The sequence below is a fragment of the Rhodococcus sp. YL-1 genome (assembly GCF_001942025.1).
Lineage (GTDB): Bacteria > Actinomycetota > Actinomycetes > Mycobacteriales > Mycobacteriaceae > Rhodococcus_F > Rhodococcus_F qingshengii.
This window is the reverse complement of sequence record NZ_CP017299.1, coordinates 5,373,267-5,395,203: the sequence shown is the minus strand read 5'-3', so window position 1 is coordinate 5,395,203 and position 21,937 is coordinate 5,373,267. Positions and strand designations below refer to the sequence as shown.

The following is a 21,937-nucleotide window of genomic DNA, read 5'->3' as shown; positions in this document are numbered from 1 at the left end:
TTGTCGGGTCAGATCAATTCGAGAATGGTCGCATTGGCCATGCCGCCGGCCTCGCACATCGACTGGAGACCGTATCGAATTCCGTTGTCGCGCATGTGATGTGCCAGGCGAGTCATCAAGATCGCACCTGATCCGCCGAGTGGGTGGCCGACCGCGATAGCGCCGCCGAGCGGATTCACACGATCGATGGCTGCGCCGGTTTCAGCCTGCCAGGCAAGCGGGACGGGGGCGAATGCCTCGTTGATCTCGAAGGCGCCGATGTCGTCGATGGACAATCCGGAGCGGTCCAATGCCTTTGCGGTGGCGGCAATCGGACCGGTGAGCATGATGACCGGGTCGTCGGCTGCGACCACTGCGGTGTGAATACGAACGAGCGGCTTCCACCCGCGTGCCCGGGCGTACTCGCTGGTCGTGACGAGTGTGGCGCCCGCCCCGTCGGAGATCTGAGAAGAGTTGCCGGCGTGGATGGCACCGTCGGTGTCGAAGGCCGGGGGCAACTTCGCGAGCGACTCCACACTTCCGCCTCGCCGAATGCCTTCGTCCTGGGACAAGCCCGCGATCGGAGTGATCTGCCCGGTGAATGCCCCTTCATCGGTGGCACGGGCCGCGAGTTCGTGTGAGCGGAGGGAGTATTCGTCCAGAGCTGTTCGTGTGAGTGCCCATTTGCGGGCCATCATCTCGGCGCCGGTCCCCTGGCTGAAACCGTCCACCCCGTAGCGTTCGAGTACCGAAGCCGGAAAATGCTCACCGTTCTTGCTGGCGGTACCCATCGGTACTCGTGACATCGATTCGACGCCTCCGGCTACGACCACGTCGTTCTGACCGGAGATGACGGTGGCCGCAGCAAAGGAAACTGCCTGCTGGCTCGATCCGCAGGCCCGGGTCAGCGTGACGCCGGGAACGCTGTCGGGCCAGCCGGCAGCGAGTGCCGCTGTGCGGGCGATGCTTCCGGCCTGCTCGCCGACCTGACTGACGCAACCCCAGATCACGTCGTCGACCGTCGCCGCGTCGAGTCCGGTCCGTTCAGCGAGCGCACGCAGTACATGGGCGGACAACTCGGCCGGATGGATCTCCGAGAGGGCGCGGCCGCGACGGCCGATCGGTGTACGTACTGCGTCGACGATGACGGCATCTCGCATGTATCTCTCCTGCTGTTCGTGCCCGGTTCTGCGACTGTGCGGTCGGGGCGTGTCTCGAGTCGATCACGAGCGGGTCGACCCGGCAATGTCTTTCGGTGAATGGCTTTGTTAGCGAATGGCTATACGTGGAGTACTCAGCCTCGGATGAGCTTGCGATCGCGCTCGGGATTGGCGAAGACGAGGACCAGAACCGCGGCGATCACTCCGATGACGCCGATTGCCTGGAAGGACTGGGCGTAACCGTCGGCCGGGGTTGCAGCGTTGTCCACGATGACTCCCGTTGCGTAAGGAGCAATCAGGCCACCGATCGACATGATGGCGAGGAAGAATCCCATCGTTCCGGCAGTCTGCTGCGGCGGGCACAGCTCCGAGATCGCAGCGTTGATGAGCGGGAAGGTGATTGCCGAGAACCCGTAGCCGATCGAGACCATGGCGACAGCGACGATGGGAGTGGAGATCTGTGGCTGGAACAGGAGAATCGATCCGCAGATCAGAACGCCGACACAGGGAACGATGACGCGAACCGTACGAGAGGTGAAGCCGCGGCCGATCAACTTGTCCGTGACGGAACCGGAGGTGATCATGAGGACGAGACCGACGATCGAGGGCAGCGCGAACATCGAACCGGCCTGCATAGCACTGTATCCGAGGCCGACCTCGAAGTACGACGGCAACCAGGTGAGAACGACGGTGGTCAGCGCGTAGATGGTCGCGATGAGGAAGCAGCAGCTGACGAAGGTGCGGGAGAGCAGGATCTTGCGCCACGGAACGTTGGGCTCGGTGACCGCCTTCGTGGCTGTCCCGGCTGCCTCGGGTGCTTCTGTATCTGCAGTCTTGGTCGCCTTGACGGCCTTGCTCGTGTACGGGCCCTCGGACCAACCGGCCAGCCAGCAACCCATCCACACGAGACCGAGAACGGAGAGCGAGAGAACCGCTGCGCGCCAGCCGTAATGAACGGCGATGAAGGTCAGTACCGGCGCGAGGGCGATCTTTGCGACAGAGGCGGATCCGGCGAGCATTGCGCCGGGAAGGCCGCGCTTGGCCGGCGGGTGCCACGAGTACGCCGCGGTGTGCATCAGCGCCGAACTGGGGCCTTCGGCAAATCCGAGGAGCATGCGCGAGACGATCAACATCGCGAGGCTGGCGCCGAGAACGAGGGGGAGCATGACCACGGACCAGATTGCGGCCAGGATCAACAGCGCCCAACGCAGGGTCAGGTACTTGTTGAGCGGTCCGGCGAGGAATCCACCGATGCAGAACATCAGGAAGAAGAGCGAGCCGACCATGCCGATTTGCGAAGACTTCAGTCCGAGCTCACGAGCGAGGGGCTGAGCGATGATTCCGAGGACTGCCTTGTCCGCGTAGTTGACGATGTAGAGGAAAACGACGAGCCCGGTCATCGTCCACGCACGCTTGCGGGTACCGAAGACGGGAACTGCTGACGAATCTGGCGTTGCTGTTGCTTCGGGCTGGACGTCGTTACGCTGTGGCGCGATGGGGGTCACGTGGCGTCCCTTCGAGACTGGTGGGCGGATGCGATCGTGCTCGAAGCGCGGCCTCGAAGCGATCGATGGTGGTGTGTTTGCCGGCTGACTCATTCAACGTGTTCTGGATCACTTTGAGCAATGTCGCGTCGATGATCGGAACGATAGCGGTTGCCTATGTATCGCAGGTCAGGCCATATTGGTACGCCCTATCGGACGCATAGCCGATGAGTGTTGGATCGAATGCGGAACATTGAGGCAAGGTGAGATCAGGATCACCCTGTCCCCTTGACCGACTGGAGTTCATACATGCAGCGCACCGTGTTCAACGAGGATCACGAGGCATTCCGGGCAACCGTTCGCGATTTCATCGCGAAGGAAGTAACCCCGGTCCACGAGAAGTGGGAAGAGGACGGTCACCCGCCCCGTGACTTCTACCGACGACTCGGAGAGCTGGGCGTACTCGGAATTCAGGTGCCGGAGGAATACGGCGGAGGCGGCGAGAAGTCGCTCAAGTTCAACGTCGTCGTCGCCGAGGAAGTTGCTGCCGCCGGGGCGTCGTTCGGCTCGCAGTCGGTGCATACGAACCTGATCCTGCCCTACCTGCTCGAGTACGCGAACGAAGAACAGAAGAGCCGCTGGTTGCCGGGCTTCGCTTCCGGAGATCTGATGTTCGCGATTGCGATGACCGAACCGGGAACAGGATCGGATCTGGCGAACATCGCGACCACGGCCAAGCTGTCGGAGGACGGTACGCACTACGTGGTCAATGGTTCCAAGACGTTCATCACCGGTGGAGTACTTGCCGACCGCGTCCTGGTGGTGTGCCGTACCGCGCCCAGCACAGCGGAGAACCGGCGCACGGGGTTGTCGATTCTGGTGATCGATACGTCGTCGCCCGGATACTCGGTGGGGCGCAAGATCAACAAGATCGGGCTCAAGACCTCCGACACTGCGGAGCTTTCGTTTGTCGACGTCAAGGTGCCCGTCGAGGACCGACTTGGAGAAGAGGGCGACGGCTTCAGCTATCTGACCCACAACCTGGCTCAGGAGCGGTTGACCATCGCGTTCGGAGCGGCCGCCACTGCCAGTGCAGCGCTTCGCTTTGCCATCGACTACGTCAAGGACCGCAAGGTGTTCGGCAAGCCGGTCGCGGCCTTCCAGAACACCAAATTCGTTCTGGCCGAATGCGCTACCGAGGTTGATGCCATCCAGCTGGTGTCCGACAACGCACTCGAATGTCATGACCGCGGCACTCTGACGATTCCCGACGCAGCGAAGGCGAAACTGTTCTGCACCGAGGCGGCAGGTCGAGTGATCGACAAGTGCCTCCAATTGCACGGCGGGTACGGCTACATCACCGAGTATCCCATCGCGCGTCTTTACGCAGACACGCGTGTCACACGAATCTACGGTGGCACAAGTGAAGTCATGAAGACCATCATCGCGAAGGATCTTGGTCTCTGACGCACTCTCGACATGTTCTCGGCCTCGGAACAAATGTTCCGAGGCCGAAAACATCTTCCGGGTAGGTCAGTTCGCCGGAACCCCGACGACGCCGTCCGCGATCAGCGTCGAGGCGTGATCGGCGTTGGTTCCGAGGATGTCGGCGAGCACCGCGATCGAATCGCCGCCGACCTCGGAGGCGGGTCCGGTACCCAGGTGTGCGCCGTCGAACGAGGCAGGATTGGCGGCAGCCAGGTAGCTTCCGATTCGAGGTTGATCGAGTGCGGAGAACATCGGGTTGTTCTCCAGTTCGCCAGATTTCACCACTTCCTCGAAACTGCGGTACCTCTCGAACAGAACCGACGATGTGTCCAGCGCTGCAGCGATCTCGGCGCCGTTGTGTTCCCGGAACCAATGTGAGAACAGAGCAGTGAGTACCTCTCGATGACGGTAGCGATCCGCTTCGGTGGAGAAGTCGGCTCCGAGTGCAGCTTCGACAGCGTCGACAGCCGCCGTGGTGCCGGTGACCGACGCGAGGTCGCGGAAATGGCGGGTAGTGAGTGCAACGATCATGAACCGGTCGTTGTCGCTGGAGACGAAATCGATTCCGTACGTGCCGTAGACGGCGTTTCCGCCGGACTCGCGACTGCGACCGTTCACTTGTACCTCGGTGAGGTAACCGAGGGTTCCCGCGGTGGCCAATGCGACGTCTTCGAGTGGGAGCGTGATCCGAGATCCATGTCCGGTCGAGTCACGTTGGCGCACTGCGGCAGTGATCGACAGGGCGGCGTAGAGCCCGCATGCGACGTCCCAGGCGGGCAGTGCGTGGTTGACAACTCCGGCGTAGTCGGCGGGGCCGGTGATCTGTGGAAATCCCAAGGCGGCGTTGACCGTGTAGTCGACTCCGGGGCTGCCGTCGCGGCGTCCGAGGATCTCGAGGGTGATGACGTCGCTACGCAACTGGGCCAGGGAGTCGTGGCTCATCCACTTACGGCCGCCGGCGTTGGTGACCAGGATTCCGCCGCCAGGTCCCGGCGCCGTGACCAGTTGGCGTATCAGTTCTTGGCCGCGTTCGGCGCGCATGTCCACTGACAGTGACCGTTTGCCTTTGTTGAGTCCGGTCCAGTAGATGCTCTCGCCCTTGTCTGTGACGGGCCAGCGATTGTAATCGGAGGCACCTCCGATCGGGTCGATCCGGATCACCTCGGCGCCGAGTTGGGAGAGCGTCAGTCCGCACAGCGGCGCGGCGACAAAGCTCGAGACCTCGACGATGCGAAGCCCGGACAGCGGGCCTGGGCTATGAGTCATGTGTGGTCCTCCGTGATAGAAGAGTGTGTGCTCATGCCATCAACACGGTGAAACGCCAGTCGAGAACCGGAGTTTGTGTTGCAGAAGCATTGTGGGAGAACACGAGCGAACGCAGTTGCACTGCAGTTCCGTGTTCGAGGGGCGACGAGTTTTCGACGTGCAGTTCGCTCGTGAGGGTATCGCCCTCGTGAACGGGTCCGGTGTGATTGCACGAGTGCCACCCGAGAACCGTCACCACGTTGGGCAGAGCGCGAGTCGCCTGGGCGAGTGCGATCCCGATGGTGTGGCCGCCGTAGACGAGGCGACCGTGGGCGCCGACGCGATCGTCGTGGTGCGTCGCTGCGATGTTCAAGCTCAGCCGGGCAAGTTCGGGTGCGCTGGAGACGACGTCGCCGCTGCTGTGGAAGACGGAGCCCACCAAATCGGAATCGAAGTGCCTGCCGGGTACCCGCTCTCGATACGTGTCGAGGTCCCAACCGTCAGGTGATACGTACGGAGCCGGTTCGGACGGACCGATCGCCCCGAGGTCGTCGGCGTGGCGAGTTCTCGCCTCGATCGGGTCGGGGCTCAGGGGGAGCATGGCGCAGCGGTAGAAGTCGAGGACCGTGTTGCCGTTCTGATCAGCAGACGTCATCCGTAGCGCGGCAAGTCCGGTGGCGCCGCGTCCCGGCTTGGCCGAGTTCTCGCGTAGACCGACAACCTCGGTGCGCGTGTACAGGGTGTCGCCGAGTACCGGGAAACGGTGGAATCGCAGTCCACGGTAGAAGAGGTTCGCCTTGACGTGGTGTGTGACCACGGTTGACTGGCCGATGGCGATGTCGGTGACCAGTCCTGGATTTGCCACTGGTGCACCGGAACCCGTGACGCTCGACGACAAGTGTGCGTCGAGAGGCAGGCGCATGCGGTCACCGAGGATCGCCTGATGGGAGGCGGCGAGTCCACTGGTCAACGTCACCGCGGGGGCTTCGTCGAAGATCTGACCATGGGTGAGCTCGTCGAAGTACGGGCCTCCCACGTAGTGCTCGCTCATACGGTGACTCCTTCGGCTCGGGCAACCGTACGACGCGCTGCCACGGCCACAGCTTCGTCGAGCATCTGGCCGTCGAGTTGGGCGGCACCCGAACCCAGGGTTTCGGCTTCTTCGAGTGCGGTCAGTACCCGTCGGGCGTCATTGACGGCGTCGTCCGAAGGAGTGAATGCGGTAGTGGCCGAGTCGATCTGTGCCGGGTGGATGACCCATTTGCCGTCGAACCCGAGGGCGCTGGTCCAGTGCGCGGCATGGCGGAAAGCGTCGTCGTCGGTGATGCCGAGAAAGGGCCCGTCGATGGCTGCGACGCCGGCTGCGCGGCAGGCGATCAGAATTCTGTCCTGGACGGCAAGCCAGTGTTCAGGCAGTGCCGAGCGTGAACGGCCAAGCGCTGCACCGAGATCGGCGTATCCGATGATTGCGGCTTGGAGACGAGGAGTCGCGCGGGCGATGGAGTCGGCATTCTGGACGCCGAGCGGAGTTTCGATCAGGGCTTGCAGGGTGGTGTGGTGCCCACCGGCAGTGAAGAGGATGTGCTCGGCCTCGAGTAGTTCGTCGGCGGACTCGACCTTCGGGACGATCACGCTCGTCAGCGATTCTCCGAGGGCGCCGCAGGCGATCAGGTCGTCGCGGGCCCATGGTGTGGTCAGGCCGTTGATTCGGACCGAGATGGTGCGCGCCCTACCGAACTCGTGCACCAAGGTGCTCACGAGGGTTCGCGCCAGGTCCTTGTTCGTCGAAGTGACGGCATCTTCGAGGTCGAGAATCACCTCGTCTGCGTTCGAAGAGAGTGCTTTGCGTGCCTTGCGCTCGTCTGAACCCGGCGCGACCAGGGACGCGCGACGTCTGGTGGCGCGGTAGTGGTTCTCGTCCATAGTGTGTCGATTACCTCGATCTGGAAATCAAATGTACGGCCAGTTGTGAAGTGGATGAGCTGCCGTGAACGGCGTTGATGTGCACCGAACTGCCTCGATGCTGGCAGTTGCTGCGTATCGATGTCAAGGCGCGGTATTGACATTGCGCGAACAATATCGAAATATGGCCGTACAAATTTATTTCAAGTCGAGGCGGATTCATGCTCAAGCTCAACGACGAAGAGACATTCCTGATCGAAACCGTGCGCCGGTTCGTCGACCGAGAGGTCAAGCCCACGGTCCAGGAGGTGGAGCACGCGAACGAGTATCCCGAGAAGTGGATCGATCAGATGAAGCAGATCGGGATCTACGGGCTCGCGATTCCCGAGGAGTACGGCGGATCGCCGGTGTCCATGCCCTGTTATGCGCAGGTGACGCAAGAACTGTCGCGCGGATGGATGTCCCTGGCGGGAGCGATGGGCGGGCACACTGTGGTCGCCAAGCTCATCTCGCTGTTCGGTACCGAAGAGCAGAAGGTGAAGTACCTGCCGCGAATGGCAACCGGCGAGATCCGGGCAACGATGGCCCTCACCGAGCCCGGCGGAGGTTCCGATCTGCAGGCCATGACAACCAACGCCAAGAGCGACGGCACAGATCTGGTCGTCAACGGCGCCAAGACATGGATCACCAATGCCCGCCGATCCGGCGTGATCGCCTTGCTGTGCAAGACCGATCCAAGCGCAAGCCCTCGTCATGCGGGCATCTCGATCGTTCTCGTCGAGCACGGCGAAGGGCTGACCGTCTCCCGCGACCTCCCGAAGCTCGGATACAAGGGCGTCGAGAGTTGTGAACTGTCCTTCGACAATTACCGCATCTCCGAGTCGGCCATTCTGGGCGGTACTCCCGGAAAGGGTTTCGGTCAGATGATGAAGGGGCTCGAGACCGGCCGTATCCAGGTGGCTTGCCGTGCACTGGGCGTCGCCACGGCCGCACTCGAAGATTCACTTGCGTACGCGCAGCAGCGCGAGAGCTTCGGCCAGCCGATCTGGAAGCACCAGTCGATCGGCAATTACCTCGCCGACATGGCAACGAAGCTGACGGCCGCACGGCAGCTGACGTGGCACGCGGCGCAGATGTACGACAGCGGCGAGCGGTGCGACATGGAGGCGGGCATGGCCAAGCTGTACGCCTCCGAGGTGGCGATGGAAATCGCGTTGTCCGCCGTCCGCATCCACGGCGGTTACGGCTACTCGACGGAGTACGACGTCGAGCGGTATTTCCGTGATGCACCACTGATGATCGTCGGGGAGGGAACCAACGAAATTCAGCGCAACGTGATCGTTTCGCAGCTGGTTGCCCGCGGCGGTCTGTGACGGACCGGTGAGCAAGTAGGATCATGTCGCTATGAGCGGTAAGGAAAGAGAGACGGAGCCGGCGTACCAACGCCTCTCTCGTGAGCTTCGTCAGCAGATCTCTGCCGGTACCTACCGCGACGGCATTCAACTGCCCACCGAATCCGAACTGGCGCAGCATCACGGCGTGAGTCGGCAGACGGTCCGCCGAGCCTTTCACGATCTGGTTGCCGAGGGCATCGTGTACCGAGTACCCGGGCGCGGAACGTTCGTGACCGAGAACAGCGGCCGCTATCTCCGTCATCTCGGATCCATCGAAGATCTCATGAACCTTTCGCGGGACACGACGATGGAAGTGGTGTCACCGCTGCACCGGCGCGTGGACATCGAGGCGGCCAGTCGGCTTCGGCTCGACACCGACGTCGTGTACACCGTGGTCTTCCGGCGGATACACGAGGGAGTTCCGTTCGTGCAGACGACGGCGCATCTGCCGGAGGCGATCGCGCGGCAGATCATCGACCTGCCCGCCATGGCGGCCGGTGCGGTGAGCGCCAATACGGTGATCGGCTTGCTGGAACCGCTGATCGACAGTCCGATTGTCGAAGCAGCACAATCGATCACGGTGTCCCCGGCCACGGCGGACGTTGCCAGGGACGTCGATTGCGAAATCGGCCACGCCATGTTGCGGGTGGACCGTTTGTACTCCAACGCGCAGGGCGTTGCCAACGAGTTGTCGGTGAGCTATTTCTTGCCGGAGCAGTACACGTATCGGGTCACGCTGCGCCGCGGCGCACATTGACGCTGCGCCGCGGCGCACATTAGCGCTGCACTTTTCTTTGCTGTTCAACACCTTTCAGGAGAGAACTATGCGAATTTTCAACGGAATCGACGAAGTAGAGACGGCTGTCGGTGAGCACTTGGGCTACAGCGCGTGGTTCCCGGTCACACAGGATCGGATCGACAAGTTCGCCGACGCCACCGAGGATCACCAGTGGATTCACGTGGATCCCGAGCGCGCAGCGCAGGGTCCGTACGGCGGCACCATCGCCCACGGCTATCTGACTCTTTCGTTGTTGCCGGTGCTCGGCGCTCAGGTGATGCGTGTCGACGGAATCTCCATGACCGTGAACTACGGAAGCAACAAGGTGCGATTCCCCGAACCGGTCAAGGTCGGTTCTTCGGTGCGGGCAGGTGCGGAGATTCTTTCCTTCGAGCGCACCGCGAAGGGCGCGACGATAGTCGTGCGGTACACGATCGAAATCGAAGGAGCGGGTAAACCTGCGCTGGTAGCGGATACCGTGCGCCTGTTGGTCTCCTGAATCCTTTTCCATTCTTCCAGAACGAGATTCGAGGTCAGTTGTGAAACGAGCAGCATTGGTCGCGCCGGTCAGAACCGCGGTGGGCCGTTTCGGAGGGGCACTTCGTGACGTGCCTGCGGAAAGTCTGGCTGCCACCGTCGTCAAGGAGACCGTGCGTCGTAGCGGAATCGATCCGTCCCGCATCGACGACGTCGCGATGGGGCAGTCGTATGCCAATTCGGAGGCACCGTGCATCGGAAGGTGGGCGGCGCTCGAGGCCGGGTTGCCGATTTCGGTAGCCGGCTTCCAGACGGATCGCCGATGTGGAACGGGTCTGCAGGCCATCGTTTCCGCGGCCATGATGGTCCAGACGGGTGCGGCCGACGTGGTTCTCGCGGGTGGCGTCGAATCGATGAGCGGGATCGAGCACTACACCACCGGAGCGCGGTGGGGCACCAGATCCGGTGGGCTGCAACTGTTCGACCGCCTCGATCGTGGCCGCGAGCGCTCGCAACCCGAGTGGCGATTCGGTCGGATCAGCGGAATGATCGAAACGGCCGAGAACGTCGCGACACGCTGCGGGATCACGCGGGAAGAGTCGGACACCTTCGCCGTCGACAGCCACCGAAAGGCAACACTGGCAAGAGAATCCGGCCGCTTCGATGCCGAAATCGTCGCCGTCGAACTGACGGATCGAAAAGGGAACGTCACACAGTTTCGTGCTGACGAGGGGATTCGTCCGGATACCTCACTCGAAACCCTGGCACGGCTGCGTGCGGTGACCGAGGGAGGCGTCGTGACCGCCGGTAACGCCAGCCAGCAGAACGACGCTGCGGCAGCGATGTTGGTTGTCGCCGAGGATCGTCTGGACGAGCTGGGGCTGGAACCCATCGGGTTCCTCGACAGTTGGGCCGCGGCCGGTTGTGAACCGGCGCTGATGGGCCTCGGGCCGGTTGCCGCCGTCTCGAAACTGTTTGCTCGCACCGGGGCACGCTTTGCCGATTTCGATCTGGTCGAGCTGAACGAGGCGTTTGCGTGCCAGGTTCTCGGCGTCGTGAAGGAATGGGGATTCGAGGACCTCGATCGCCTGAACGTCAACGGTTCCGGCATCTCGCTCGGGCACCCCGTGGGAGCGACGGGTGCGCGTATGGCAACAACCGCGCTTCACGAACTCGGCCGACGCGGCGGCGGAAAAGCGCTGTTGACCATGTGTATCGGCGGTGGCCAGGGTATGGCGGCCGTGGTGGAGTCTGCCTGACGAGGTTCGCTTCTGGGTACACTTGCGGCGGGGGATCGGAAGTTCTACGGAGGCAGTCGGTTGACGAATGCAGGCGCAGCAGACACCAGTGGCGCGCTGAGCGTCGAGGATGTTCGTCGCGCCAGGGCCGCACTCGAGGGTTTGGACGTCACCAGTTGGTCCGGTCGCTTCGAGCTTCTCTCCGACACCAATCGTCTGCGTCTGTTGCTCTGCCTTCATCACGCACCGGGTATCTGCGTCACGGATTTGTCCGTGGCGCTGGGGATGAGCGGCACAGCCGTCTCACATGCGCTGCGGCTACTGCGTAGCCAGGGGTGGGTGAGCGCGACCCGCGACGGCCGATCGATGCGATACCAACTGGCGGACGACACCGTTCACCAGCTGCTGCATTCGATCGGCGCCACACATTTTCACGACGAGACACCCACCCCCGGGCACACGCACAGCTGAGCGCTACTCAAGGAGTCGCGAAGAACTTCTCGACGGCCGGCGCAGCGTTCGGGTTTCCGTTGGTGATTCCTGCGCCGACTCCGGCAACCGTGCCGATGACTCCACCGACGATGCAGCCGGCGATGAAGTTCGGGAAGATCGACAGGCAGCCGATTCCGACGCCGAGGTTGGCTCCGATCAGGGTCGACTGCAGACCACCGTTGTTCCAGCCGATATTGACCTCGTTGGCCATCGTGTCGAACGCGGCCTGCTTCGGATCGTTACCGGGGAAGAGCATCAACGCCGCCTGGCTGTTCGACTCTGCGGTCGGTGTCAGTAGGGGTTGGGACGGATCGAAGCCCGCATTCGGGGGCGCTGCGACCGCGGTGCCGGCTCCGGCGCCGACTGCGGCGACGACGAGTACGGACATGGTGAGAGTTCGGGACAGTTTCATGGGGACGGCCAATCTGTCTGTGTGGAACCAGTCGTGAATGGTGGCGGTGCAGTTCGTTAACCAGAACTCCACCGTCTGGATCGATCGTGCGGACCTCCTCGGGCACAACGGGACCCGTCGTCTCCGCGCGACGGGCCGTGTTTGGTGGCTACCCGACTCCGAGTGCCCTGAAACCGCCTAGTCTCATTCGTTTTTCGACAACCGCGCACGCAATTCTTCGACCTCGGCACTAAGCCGATCTACCTCGGCTTGCAGGGGTTGGCGTGCCAGAGCGAGGGATTCGTCCATGCGCTCCTTGTCGAAGCGTGGCGTGATGTTTCGACTGCAGTTCCAGTCGAACGCTTCGACGTCGATGACGATGGAACGCTGGGCTTTTGCCGTCATGGTGCCGCCGGGGACTTGCAAGAGCTGTTGCAGTAGTGCAGGGTCCTCGTCCGCTTCGATCACCTGCGCACGCCCGTAGATCTTCAATCTCGTTCGCGTCGGGTAATCGATGACGAACAGCGAGATGCGATTGTTCTCTTCCAGATTGCCGAGCGTCACGAACTGCTGATTGCCGGGGAGATCGGCGAATCCGATTCGATTCGGGCCCAACACATGCAGGAATCCGCGCGGGCCGCCGCGATGTTGGACGTACGGCCAACCGTCGGGCGTCACCGTGGACATGAAGAAGGAATCCACGGATTTCACGAATCCCTGCGCGCGGAAATCGAATTCCATCGGGCCTTCGTCGGGCTGATCGAGTTTCGAACCGTACACGGTGAAACTTCCGGTCGACCGCTGACGCTCCACCGCAGCGGGGGAGAAGGCGATGTGTGCGTATCGGGTCGACATTTTCCAACTCCTGATGCTCAGTGCCAACGGTGGTCGGCAACGGCAGTTCGCGGACCGAACTTGGGTTTGACGGCTTGCCCGCTGACCTGCAGGAGCCTCACGGCGCGGTATCGATGCGGTTGAAGGGGAGCGAGGTACTGCACCATCTGGGCGTCGTCGATCGGTTCACCCAGCAGTGACCACCCGACGACGGCAGAAAGGTGGTAGTCGCCGACCGAGAGTGCATCGGAATCGCCGAATGCACGCTGAGCCACTTCGGCGGCAGTCCAGATCCCGACGCCGGGTACCGCTCGCAACCGTTTGGTCGCCTCGGTCCTGGGGAACGTGGATGCCTGCTCGAGGCGGTCGGCGACGCGAGCGCACTGAACGATCGTCTTGGACCTCGCTGGATCGACGTTCGCGCGATGGAATTCCCATGACGGCATTCGACGCCATTGGTCCGCGGTGAGTGGAACTCGCATTCCGTCGGGCGCGGGGCCGGGTGGGCGCTCCCCGAACTTGGTCAGCAGGCGGCGCCACGCGGCAAATGCGTCGATGCCGTGGACTCGTTGCTCGAGGATCGCGGGAACGAGAGCTTCCATGACGCGGCCGGTGCGGCCGATGCGCAGATGAGGGAAGCGTCGATGAGCTTCGGCGAGCTTGGGATGTTCGGGGGCAAAATCTTCGGCCTCGTCGTCGAGACCGAGCAGCGCTTCGGCGCCGGTCAGGAATTCCGTGGCGCCGGGACCCCAGGCCTGTACCCGGACCGTATGGCGATCCGACTGGGTGATGCGGTAGGTCACAGGACCCGAAAGTTGGCGGGAAACTCGCCAGATCGCTCCGTCGGCTGACCGTCGATGTGCGGGGTCGCCGGGTCCGCGCTGATGCGGGCTGAGCGTCAGCGCGGCATCGAGTGGTCGCTGAGAAGTCACCGTGACTTCGTCGACCGGAGATAGCGGCGTCATCGAGGTCAGCGTATCGCCACCGTCCATCCTCCGTTAAGGCGTGTGTCGGTGGCGCAACGTATTGTCCGAGCCATGATCATCGTGAGCACCGACGGATCCTGTCTGCGAAACCCCGGTGGGGCTATCGGCTGGGCGTGGGTCAATCACGAGGGTCCGAGCATGTCCGGCGGAGAAGCGTCCGGTACCAATCAGATTGCCGAGTTGCGTGCGCTCTTCGAGGCCGTCGTCGCCCATCCCGGTACTGATCCTCTACTCATCGAATCCGACTCGCAGTACGCCATCAAGTGCGCGTCCGAATGGTTGCCCAGTTGGAAGCGCAAGGGCTGGAAGACCGCGAGCGGCGGGGCGGTCAAGAACCTCGAACTGGTGCAGAGTATCGATCGAGCCATCACCGATCGAGTCGGTCCGGTGCGCTTTCGCTGGGTGCGCGGGCACGTCGGCAACCACTACAACGAAATGGCAGACAAGCTGGCCGGCGAAGCCGCACGCGCCATCGTCTCGGGGGACATCGCATCGGTCCCGCTTGCTGCCCCGGTGAAGAAAGAACCGACCGCCGTGAACTCTCCTTACAAGGAGAAGTCCACGACGGTCGAAGAACCGGCAGATCTGTTCACACTTTTCTGAGCGGTTCAGAATCCGTCGGCAACCTGAACCAGCGCCCGGCCGGTGTACTTGCCTTCGCGGACCTGATCGATCACCGAGACGACGTCGCGGACGGCAACGAGGTTCGTGATCTCCTTCAGATGACGTGGGGCCAAGTCGGAGCCCAGACGGGCCCACAGCGCGCGACGGGGTTCGATCGGCATCAATACCGAGTCCATGCCCAGCAGTGAGACTCCGCGGAGAATGAACGGCAGCACGGTCGTAGGCAGCGCGGCGCCGCCGGTCAATCCGCTGGCGGCCACAACACCGCCGTAGTTGATCGTGCTCAGAACGTGAGCGAGGGTCTTTCCACCGACGCAGTCGACGGCCGCCGCCCACTGAGATTTTCCGAGCGGGCGAGGCTTGGCGTCGGGATCTTCGGGGAGCCGGCCGATCACCGAAGACGCACCGAGTGACGTCAGAAGGTCTGCCGCGCCTGGCTTACCGCTGGAGGCGACCACGTCGAAGCCCGCGCTTGCCAGAAGGTCGACGCTGACGGTGCCGACTCCGCCGCTCGCACCCGTCACCAGGACGGGACCGTCGGCGGGCTTCACTCCGCTGGCCAGAATGGCTTGGACACTCATGGCCGCGGTGAATCCTGCCGTGCCGATCGCGGCAGCGTCGGCGGTGGAAATGCCGTCGAGCTTCACGACCCACTCGGCAGGCAAACGGGCGATCTCGGCGTAGCCGCCGTTGCGGGCGGTCCCGATCTCGTAGCCATGTGCGACGACCTTGTCTCCCGGGGCGAATGCGTCGGACTCGGAGGCGATGACCTCGCCGGCGACGTCGATGCCGGGGACGATCGGGTACTCGCGAACTACCCCGCCTTTCGGCGTGACCGCGAGCGCGTCCTTGTAGTTGACGCTCGAATACTCGACGCGAATGGTGACCTCACCTGCCGGGAGGAAGGATTCGTCGACGGTTTCGGGGGCGAAGTCGATGGTGCCGTCGCTGTCGCGGGCGACCCAGGCGTTGAAAGTAGTCATGGGTCGAACATAAAGGCCTTCGGCCCTGTGCGCCTTTTTGGTAGTGCGAACTACCGGAAAGGCGCACAGGGGCGGAGCCCCTAGATCAAGCTGCCCTCATGCACCGCTCGATCGAACGCCGGTAGCGGGCCACCGGCGCGCAGGGTAGTTGCCAATGCCGGATCGGCGAGATGGAGACGGCCGATCGCGATCAGATCGAACTCTCCGCTGCCGATGCGCTCCTCGAGCTGTGGGATGTTGTCGACTACAGGTGCGACGCCTTCGATGCGGCTGTCCCGCAGCGACTTTCCGATACCGACGCTGCCGACGGCCATCGTGACGGCGCCGGTCAGCTTCTTCGCCCAACCCGCCAACGAGAGATCGCTGCCTTCGAAGGCCGGCACGTCGAAACGCCTGATGCTGGCGTCGAGAACGTCGACTCCGGCGTCGACCAGCGCGCCCAGGATGACGCCCAACTCTTCGGGGGTTTCGGCGATCTTCGCGGTGAAATCTTGCTGCTTGTGCTGTGAGAAACGGTAGATGATCGGCAGATCCGGTCCGATGGCCGCGCGGATCGCGGCGACGACGGCGGCCGGGAACCTGGTACGACGCTCCAGGTCGCCTCCCCACGCGTCGTCGCGCTGGTTGGTGCCCTCCCAGAAGAAGGAATCGAGGAGGTAGCCGTGACCGCCGTGGATCGCGATGCCGTCGAAGCCGAGTTCGACGGCGTGCTTCGCGCTACGGACGTACGCGTCGATGACGTCCTGGATGTCCTGCTCGGTCATCGCTTCGGTGCTGGCCTGTGCGCGTTCGACGTAGGCAGCGGAGTACGAGGTGACGCCGAGCGGGCCCCATTCGCCAGAGGGGCGCATCGGCTTGAGTGAGGGGTCCATCTGCGTCATCGCGCCCCACAGAGGTCCGACGTGCCAGAGTTGAGGCACGATCTTGCCGCCCGCAGCGTGCACGTCGTCGACTACCTTCCGCCATCCGGCCTGAGCAGCGGGAGTGTGGAGGTTGGGGACGTTGGCGTGGTCGACAGCAGTCTCGTGATCGATCGCGACGCCTTCGGTGACGATCAGTCCGGTGCCGCCCTCAGCTCGTCGGCGGTAGTAGTCGGCAACGTCGCGGCCGGGCACGCCCTCGATGGAGTACGTGCGCGTCATCGGCGACATGACTATGCGGTTGGACAGTTCGAGCGAACGGATGCGGAGCGGTTGGAACAGCGGGTTGGTCACTTCGTCACAGCGCTTTCATGAATCGGAAGAATCCGGGGTCCTGGTCGACACGGAGCCGGGTGAGGGTTCGGTAGCTGATCAGCCACTTGCCGTCTTCTTTGCGGTATTTCTCGTGGTAGTGGCCGTAGCCGTGTAGGTGCAGTTCTTTCTCGCCGTCGTTCCACCACAGCATGTCCTCCATCGCCCAGATGCCGGTTGCGGTGGTGGGCGAGGTCAGCACGATTTCGGGAGTGTGTGCGTGGTGCGCCGTGGTGAGGGGGATTTCGCCGTCGAGCATGTTCCGAATTGCCGCGGTGAGTTTGTCGATGCCCACTACCTGGTTCGAGGTGTCGCCGGTCTTGGGTTGCTTGTCTGTCGGGAGTCCGCCCCACGTCTCGCTGACGACGTCTGCGGTGTGCAGGGTTGGGTAGACGTGCCACTGCTTGGTGTCCATGCAGCGTAGGCGCGCGGCGAACACACGCTTGATTTCCTCGATTGCGAGCAGTTCCTCGACGGCACTGATCGACCCCACTTCGGACTCGGCCTGAGACATTCAACCTCCAACGGTGATCGGCAAGATGGGTTCACATTCGGGTGCTCCGGGCGGGCCGTCAACGACCTGTCCCGGTGAGCGCGACGGCACTCGGTATGGTCGAGCGAACGAAAGGGGTGTCAGACGTGTGTACCGAAGAGGTCCCATCGACCGGACCGGAGGAGATCGCCGAGGTTCGGGCTTTTTGGCGCGAGTTGGGTGTTCCTGGCGTGATCGACGTCCATACCCATTTCATGCCGAAGAGCGTCATGGACAAGGTGTGGGGCTACTTCGATTCGGCGGGACCGATGATCGGTCGACCATGGCCGATCGCGTACCGACTTGCCGAGGAGGAGCGGGTACACCGTCTCCGCGAGTTCGGTGTCCGGGCTTTCACGTCGATGATCTACCCGCACAAGCACGCGATGGCCGAGTGGCTCAATCAGTGGGCCGTCGAATTTGCCGCGCAAACGCCCGATTGCCTGCACACGGCCACGTTCTATCCCGAGGAGTCGGCGGCGTCGTACGTCGGCAAGGCATTGGAGTCGGGCGCGCGAATCTTCAAGTCCCACATCCAGGTCGGAAACTACGACCCGAACGACCCTCTGCTCGACAAGGTCTGGGGGCAACTCGAGGACTCCGAGACGCCCATCGTGATCCACTGTGGATCGGGACCGGCGCCGGGGGAGTACACGGGACCTGATCGCATTGCTTCGCTGCTCGCACGGTACCCGCGCCTGTCGTTGATCGTCGCCCACATGGGGATGCCCGAGTACAGCGAATTCCTCGATCTGGCAGAGGCTTACGGCAACGTCCGCCTGGATACGACCATGGCGTTCACCGACTTCACGGAAGAGCAGTGTGCCTTCCCGAAGGTAGACGTATCACGGCTCGTCGACATGCAGGACCGGATTCTGTTCGGTAGCGACTTCCCGAACATTCCGTACCCGTATCTCACAGCCTTGCAAGCGGTTACGCGCTTCGATCTCGGAGACGAATGGCTGCGAGCCGTCGTGCACGACAACGCCGCCAAGCTCTTCTCGGTGAGCTGAGCTCACCGAGAAGAACTTCGACTCAGCGCAGTTTGATGCTGCCGCCGTCGGCCATCAACGTCTGACCCGTCATGTACTTGGAATCGTCGCTCGCCAGGAACACCACGACGGGAGCGATGTCGGTTTCGGGATCACCGATGCGTCCGAGAGGCACCTTGGCAACCGATGCGGCTGCGCGCTCAGGGAAGGCTTCCTGCCACTTGACGACGCCTTCGGTGGCGGCGAACGGGCAGACCACGTTGACCCGAATGCCTTCCGGCGCCCACTCGTTGGCGACGACGCGCGTCAGGCCTCGCACAGCTTCCTTGGCCGCAGCGTAGGACGTCTGGGTCGGCATTCCGTCCAAACCTGAACCCGACGCGAAGTTGACGACGGAACCCTTGGTCTTCGCGAGTTCGTCGTGGCACGCCTGCATGAGGTGGACAACGGGGTAGAAACCGGTGTTGAAGGACAGGTCGAACATGTCCTGCGTGGTTTCGAGCAACGGAGCCTGACGGGACGCGTGAGCGTTGTTCACCAGGATGTCGAGCTTGCCGAAAGCCTCGAGCGCGGCGTCACGGATCTGCTCGGCCGAACCGGCGGCAGCAAGGTCGACGTTCAGGAACTTGCCGGAGCCGGCCAGTTCTTGTTCGAGGGCCTGGCCCTGCTCGTCGTTGATGTCGACGAACAGGACCTTCGCGCCTTCACGGGCGAAGACTCGGGTGATGGCACGACCGATTCCACCGGCGCCGCCGGTGACGATCGCTACCTTGCCGTTCAACCTCATGAAACGCTCCTCTTCGTAAGTGCTGCTCAAACTGTTGCGGTCTCGTCGACTGCAAGTGCAATCTTTTCGAGGCCGGCGATGCTGTAGGCGGCGTAGGTCTCGTACGGCCCACGGCCGGAGAAGTAAGACGAGAGCTGGCCACCGAGTTCTTCGACGGTGAACGCGGATCCGGCTGCGTCGAAACGGTTCTCGACCTTGGGTGCTTCCATCAACGCCACCATCTTGCCGTAGACGACGAAGACCTGTCCGTTGATCTCGTCGGAATCGGGGGATGCGAGGTAGCTGACCAGGGTCGCGACGCGCTCGGGTGCAAGCGGATCGAGGCCGACGACGCCGGTGTTGTTCTCGCCGAAGGCTTCTGCCGTCATGGCGGTGCGGGCACGGGGGCAGATCGCGTTGGTGCGGACGCCGTAGCGGGAGAGACCTGCTGCGCTCGAGAGCGTCAGAGCGGTGATGCCGGCCTTGGCTGCCGAGTAGTTGGGCTGTCCGGCGCTGCCGAAGAGGAAGGCCTCGGAAGAGGTGTTGATGATGCGGCCGTAGACCGGTGCGTCGGCTGCCTTGCTGGCTGCGCGCCAGTGGACTGCGGCTGCGTGCGAGGTGGCGGCGTGGCCCTTGAGGTGCACGCGGATGACGTCGTCCCAATCGGATTCGGTCAGGTTGAAGATCATCTTGTCGCGCAGGATGCCTGCATTGTTGACGAGGATGTCGAAGGATCCGAAGTTCTTGACAGCCTCTTCGATGATGCGCCCGCCGAGCGACCAGTCGGAGACGTCGCCGGTGATGGCGAGTGCCTGTCCACCTGCGGCCTTGATCTCGTCGACCACGTCGTTGGCCGCTGCACCCATGTCGTTGACGATGACGGCTGCACCGGCAGCCGCGAGTCCGAGTGCTTCGGCGCGACCCAGGCCGGCGCCGGCGCCGGTGACGGCGGCAACTTTGCCTTCCAAGCTCAGTGATTGCGTCATGTCGTGCTCCTTCGATCCGGGCGGTCGGGTACGTCTTGCAAAATTAGTATTCATTCTAATTTGAAGTCGAGAGTTCGGTAGTCGTTCCGAAAAAATCATTCGAGCGAAATCAGAATTAGTTCTAGTTTTGAACAGAAGTTTGGCCGACTGAGGAGGAGTCTCACTCAGCGGGAGCGGTGATCTGGGTCACGAGCGCTGCATGTCACCTTGGGTCGACGCGGCGATCCCACCGCGTACGCGTTTGCGTCACCACCGATCCGCTCAGTTCTCGGCCGCATTCGTCGGCTCCAGGGTCGGATAGTTCTCACCGAAAACGCAGTACGGTCGGCCCCGAATTCACCGGGCCGGACATCAAGGAAGGCACCAGCAGTGTCACTGAATTTGGCAGATCTGTACGAGGGCATCTCGGATCTGATTCCGGACCGCACGGCGCTCGTGTGCGATGGCCGTCGTCGCACCTACGTCGAGCTGGACGAGGGCTCGAATCGCATCGCCCGCCACCTGGCGAGTGTCGGTGTCGGGCCCGGCGATCACGTTGCTCTGCACATGCGCAACAGCATCGAGTTCGTCGAGAGTTTGCTCGGGTGCCTCAAGATTCGCGCGGTCCCGATCAACGTCAACTATCGCTACGTCGACGCCGAACTGACCTATCTGTACAACGATTCGCAGTCGGTGGCACTGATCGTGGACGAGGAGTTCGTTTCCGTCGTGGAGACGGTTCTCCCGGCCGCGCCCGGCATCAAACACGTCGTTGTCGTCGGCAAGTCCGTGGTCCGCGACATCGAAGGTGTCGACGTCGTTGGATACGCCGACGCCGCCGCGGAGCAGCCCGCTACTCGTGACTTCGCGCCCCGCAGCAACGACGACCTCTTCGTCATCTACACCGGCGGCACGACGGGGATGCCCAAGGGCGTCATGTGGCGTCATGAAGACTTCTACTTCGCGGCGCTCACCGGCGGAAATCCGTTCGGTCCGCCGTACACGACCGCCGAGGCTCTGTTCGCCGCGGTGCCGAACGTCCCCGCGATGAACATGCTCAGTACCGCGCCTCTGATGCACGGTGCGGCGTCGTACTCGCTGTTCACCGGATTCTTCATGGGCGCCAACGCAATTCTCATGGCGCGGTTCGACGCGAAGGCGACGCTGCAGCTCGCCGGAAGTGAGAAGGCCGTCTCCATCACCGTCGTCGGAGACGCGATGGCACGTCCGCTCGCAGACGAATTGGCAGCAAACGCAGTAGATTACGACCTCAGCACGGTCGGAATGGTCTCGTCCGGCGGAGCCTTGTTCTCGCTCTCACTGCGGGAGCAGCTCAAGTCGATGCTTCCGAACCTGGTGATCCGCGACGGATTCGGCTCCTCGGAGTCGGGCGTCGACGGCAATCTGGAGATCGGCGAAGACGGCCTGATGCGCATCGCCGCTCGCGACGAGACCCGCGTCGTGGACGAAAGGATGCGGCCGCTGGAGCCGGGATCGCCCGAGACCGGCTACATCGCTCGCAGCGGTCACGTGCCGGTCGGCTACTTCAATGATCCGGTCAAGACCGCGGCTACGTTCCCGGTGATCGACGGGGTGCGGATGTCGGTGCTCGGCGACGTCGGACGCGTGGAAGCCGACGGCTCGATCGTCTTGCTGGGACGTGGTTCTCAGTGCATCAACACCGGCGGGGAGAAGGTGTATCCGGAAGAGGTCGAGCAGGCGCTCAAGAGTCACCCGGCGGTGCTCGACGCTTTGGTCGCGGGAATTCCGGATGCGAAGTTCGGTGAGCGCGTCGCTGCGGTCATCACGACCCGCGAAGGCTTCGACGTCCCGGACGCTGCCGAGATCGGTGAGCATTGCGCGTCGCAGGTCGCTCGGTACAAAGTGCCGCGCACCGTCATGAATGTTCCGTCGATCAGGCGTTCTCCCAGCGGAAAGGCCGACTATCGCTGGGCCAAGGCCACTCTCGCCGAGCAAGTCTCCTAGTCCGGCCGG

At 63.0% G+C, this 21,937-nt stretch carries 22 protein-coding genes; 9 read left to right on the top strand and 13 right to left on the bottom strand.

The window, feature by feature from the left end; genetic code table 11:
- Window positions 1-8: 8 nt before the first annotated feature.
- Window positions 9-1,139 carry a thiolase family protein gene (locus BH682_RS25030; protein WP_030537190.1) on the bottom strand — a complete coding sequence of 377 codons (1,131 nt, stop codon included), beginning with the start codon at window positions 1,137-1,139 and terminating at the stop codon, window positions 9-11.
- A gap of 134 nt (window positions 1,140-1,273) precedes the next feature.
- Entirely contained in the window at window positions 1,274-2,737 is a 1,464-nt protein-coding gene (locus BH682_RS25025) for an MFS transporter (RefSeq protein WP_190287647.1), read from the bottom strand.
- 195 nt (window positions 2,738-2,932) lie between these two features.
- Here BH682_RS25025 and BH682_RS25015 point away from each other — a divergent pair, with 195 nt between their 5' ends.
- The gene (locus tag BH682_RS25015) at window positions 2,933-4,090 is read left to right on the top strand and encodes an acyl-CoA dehydrogenase family protein (RefSeq protein ID WP_003940617.1); all 1,158 of its coding nucleotides are present in this window, start codon (window positions 2,933-2,935) and stop codon (window positions 4,088-4,090) included.
- 66 nt (window positions 4,091-4,156) lie between these two features.
- Here BH682_RS25015 and BH682_RS25010 read toward each other — a convergent pair whose 3' ends face one another.
- From BH682_RS25010 to BH682_RS25000, 3 genes are read right to left on the bottom strand one after another with little or no spacing between them, the layout of a single operon-like run.
- A complete protein-coding gene (locus BH682_RS25010) occupies window positions 4,157-5,377 on the bottom strand; it encodes a CoA transferase (RefSeq protein ID WP_075834435.1) in 1,221 nt (406 codons plus the stop codon).
- A gap of 31 nt (window positions 5,378-5,408) precedes the next feature.
- Window positions 5,409-6,407: a MaoC family dehydratase gene (locus BH682_RS25005; protein WP_073513349.1), complete on the bottom strand. Its 999-nt coding sequence runs from the start codon at window positions 6,405-6,407 to the stop codon at window positions 5,409-5,411.
- Window positions 6,404-7,279, bottom strand: coding sequence for an HpcH/HpaI aldolase/citrate lyase family protein (locus tag BH682_RS25000; RefSeq protein ID WP_064687745.1), 876 nt, complete (start codon window positions 7,277-7,279; stop codon window positions 6,404-6,406). Before BH682_RS25000 ends, BH682_RS25005 begins: the two co-directional genes overlap by 4 nt.
- A 200-nt stretch (window positions 7,280-7,479) precedes the next feature.
- Between BH682_RS25000 and BH682_RS24995 the strand changes: the two genes are divergently transcribed.
- From BH682_RS24995 to BH682_RS24975, 5 genes are all read left to right on the top strand, one after another.
- Window positions 7,480-8,631 carry an acyl-CoA dehydrogenase family protein gene (locus tag BH682_RS24995; RefSeq protein ID WP_003940468.1) on the top strand — a complete coding sequence of 384 codons (1,152 nt, stop codon included), beginning with the start codon at window positions 7,480-7,482 and terminating at the stop codon, window positions 8,629-8,631.
- Window positions 8,632-8,662: 31 nt separating this feature from the next.
- Window positions 8,663-9,409, top strand: a complete 747-nt coding sequence (locus tag BH682_RS24990; RefSeq protein ID WP_042448526.1) for a GntR family transcriptional regulator — start codon at window positions 8,663-8,665, stop codon at window positions 9,407-9,409.
- Window positions 9,410-9,476: 67 nt separating this feature from the next.
- Complete coding sequence (locus BH682_RS24985) at window positions 9,477-9,929, top strand: MaoC family dehydratase (protein WP_003940415.1); 453 nt, start codon at window positions 9,477-9,479, stop codon at window positions 9,927-9,929.
- A 40-nt stretch (window positions 9,930-9,969) separates the two neighbouring features.
- Window positions 9,970-11,166 (top strand): acetyl-CoA C-acetyltransferase, encoded by a 1,197-nt coding sequence (locus BH682_RS24980; protein ID WP_063315757.1) that lies wholly within the window; start codon window positions 9,970-9,972, stop codon window positions 11,164-11,166.
- A 60-nt stretch (window positions 11,167-11,226) separates the two neighbouring features.
- Complete coding sequence (locus tag BH682_RS24975; RefSeq protein WP_003940184.1) at window positions 11,227-11,616, top strand: ArsR/SmtB family transcription factor; 390 nt, start codon at window positions 11,227-11,229, stop codon at window positions 11,614-11,616.
- A 7-nt stretch (window positions 11,617-11,623) separates the two neighbouring features.
- On the opposite strand, the gene BH682_RS24970 is transcribed toward BH682_RS24975, so the two are convergent.
- The 3 genes from BH682_RS24970 to BH682_RS24960 all read right to left on the bottom strand — a co-directional run bounded on the left by BH682_RS24970 (window position 11,624) and on the right by BH682_RS24960 (window position 13,854).
- A complete protein-coding gene (locus BH682_RS24970) occupies window positions 11,624-12,121 on the bottom strand; it encodes a hypothetical protein (RefSeq protein WP_003940625.1) in 498 nt (165 codons plus the stop codon).
- A 111-nt stretch (window positions 12,122-12,232) separates the two neighbouring features.
- On the bottom strand, window positions 12,233-12,883 hold the full coding sequence (locus tag BH682_RS24965) for a pyridoxamine 5'-phosphate oxidase family protein (RefSeq protein ID WP_063315758.1): 651 nt from the start codon (window positions 12,881-12,883) through the stop codon (window positions 12,233-12,235).
- Between the two features lie 17 nt (window positions 12,884-12,900).
- On the bottom strand, window positions 12,901-13,854 hold the full coding sequence (locus BH682_RS24960; RefSeq protein WP_042448519.1) for a DNA-3-methyladenine glycosylase family protein: 954 nt from the start codon (window positions 13,852-13,854) through the stop codon (window positions 12,901-12,903).
- A gap of 45 nt (window positions 13,855-13,899) precedes the next feature.
- Between BH682_RS24960 and BH682_RS24955 the strand changes: the two genes are divergently transcribed.
- A complete protein-coding gene (locus BH682_RS24955; RefSeq protein ID WP_075834433.1) occupies window positions 13,900-14,451 on the top strand; it encodes a ribonuclease H family protein in 552 nt (183 codons plus the stop codon).
- Window positions 14,452-14,456: 5 nt separating this feature from the next.
- On the opposite strand, the gene BH682_RS24950 is transcribed toward BH682_RS24955, so the two are convergent.
- From BH682_RS24950 to BH682_RS24940, 3 genes are all read right to left on the bottom strand, one after another.
- Entirely contained in the window at window positions 14,457-15,455 is a 999-nt protein-coding gene (locus BH682_RS24950) for an MDR family oxidoreductase (protein WP_042923998.1), read from the bottom strand.
- An 80-nt stretch (window positions 15,456-15,535) separates the two neighbouring features.
- The gene (locus BH682_RS24945; protein WP_003940612.1) at window positions 15,536-16,669 is read right to left on the bottom strand and encodes an oxidoreductase; all 1,134 of its coding nucleotides are present in this window, start codon (window positions 16,667-16,669) and stop codon (window positions 15,536-15,538) included.
- Window positions 16,670-16,673: 4 nt separating this feature from the next.
- Complete coding sequence (locus BH682_RS24940) at window positions 16,674-17,201, bottom strand: nuclear transport factor 2 family protein (RefSeq protein ID WP_050654616.1); 528 nt, start codon at window positions 17,199-17,201, stop codon at window positions 16,674-16,676.
- A 125-nt stretch (window positions 17,202-17,326) separates the two neighbouring features.
- Between BH682_RS24940 and BH682_RS24935 the strand changes: the two genes are divergently transcribed.
- A complete protein-coding gene (locus BH682_RS24935) occupies window positions 17,327-18,232 on the top strand; it encodes an amidohydrolase family protein (protein ID WP_190287646.1) in 906 nt (301 codons plus the stop codon).
- A 22-nt stretch (window positions 18,233-18,254) separates the two neighbouring features.
- On the opposite strand, the gene BH682_RS24930 is transcribed toward BH682_RS24935, so the two are convergent.
- Together BH682_RS24930 and BH682_RS24925 are read right to left on the bottom strand one after the other, a co-directional pair.
- Window positions 18,255-18,998, bottom strand: coding sequence for an SDR family NAD(P)-dependent oxidoreductase (locus tag BH682_RS24930; protein ID WP_030537180.1), 744 nt, complete (start codon window positions 18,996-18,998; stop codon window positions 18,255-18,257).
- Window positions 18,999-19,024: 26 nt separating this feature from the next.
- On the bottom strand, window positions 19,025-19,963 hold the full coding sequence (locus BH682_RS24925) for a 3-oxoacyl-ACP reductase (RefSeq protein WP_007729451.1): 939 nt from the start codon (window positions 19,961-19,963) through the stop codon (window positions 19,025-19,027).
- Between the two features lie 369 nt (window positions 19,964-20,332).
- Between BH682_RS24925 and BH682_RS24920 the strand changes: the two genes are divergently transcribed.
- On the top strand, window positions 20,333-21,928 hold the full coding sequence (locus BH682_RS24920) for an acyl-CoA synthetase (RefSeq protein ID WP_075834431.1): 1,596 nt from the start codon (window positions 20,333-20,335) through the stop codon (window positions 21,926-21,928).
- The last annotated feature ends 9 nt before the right edge of the window (window positions 21,929-21,937 follow it).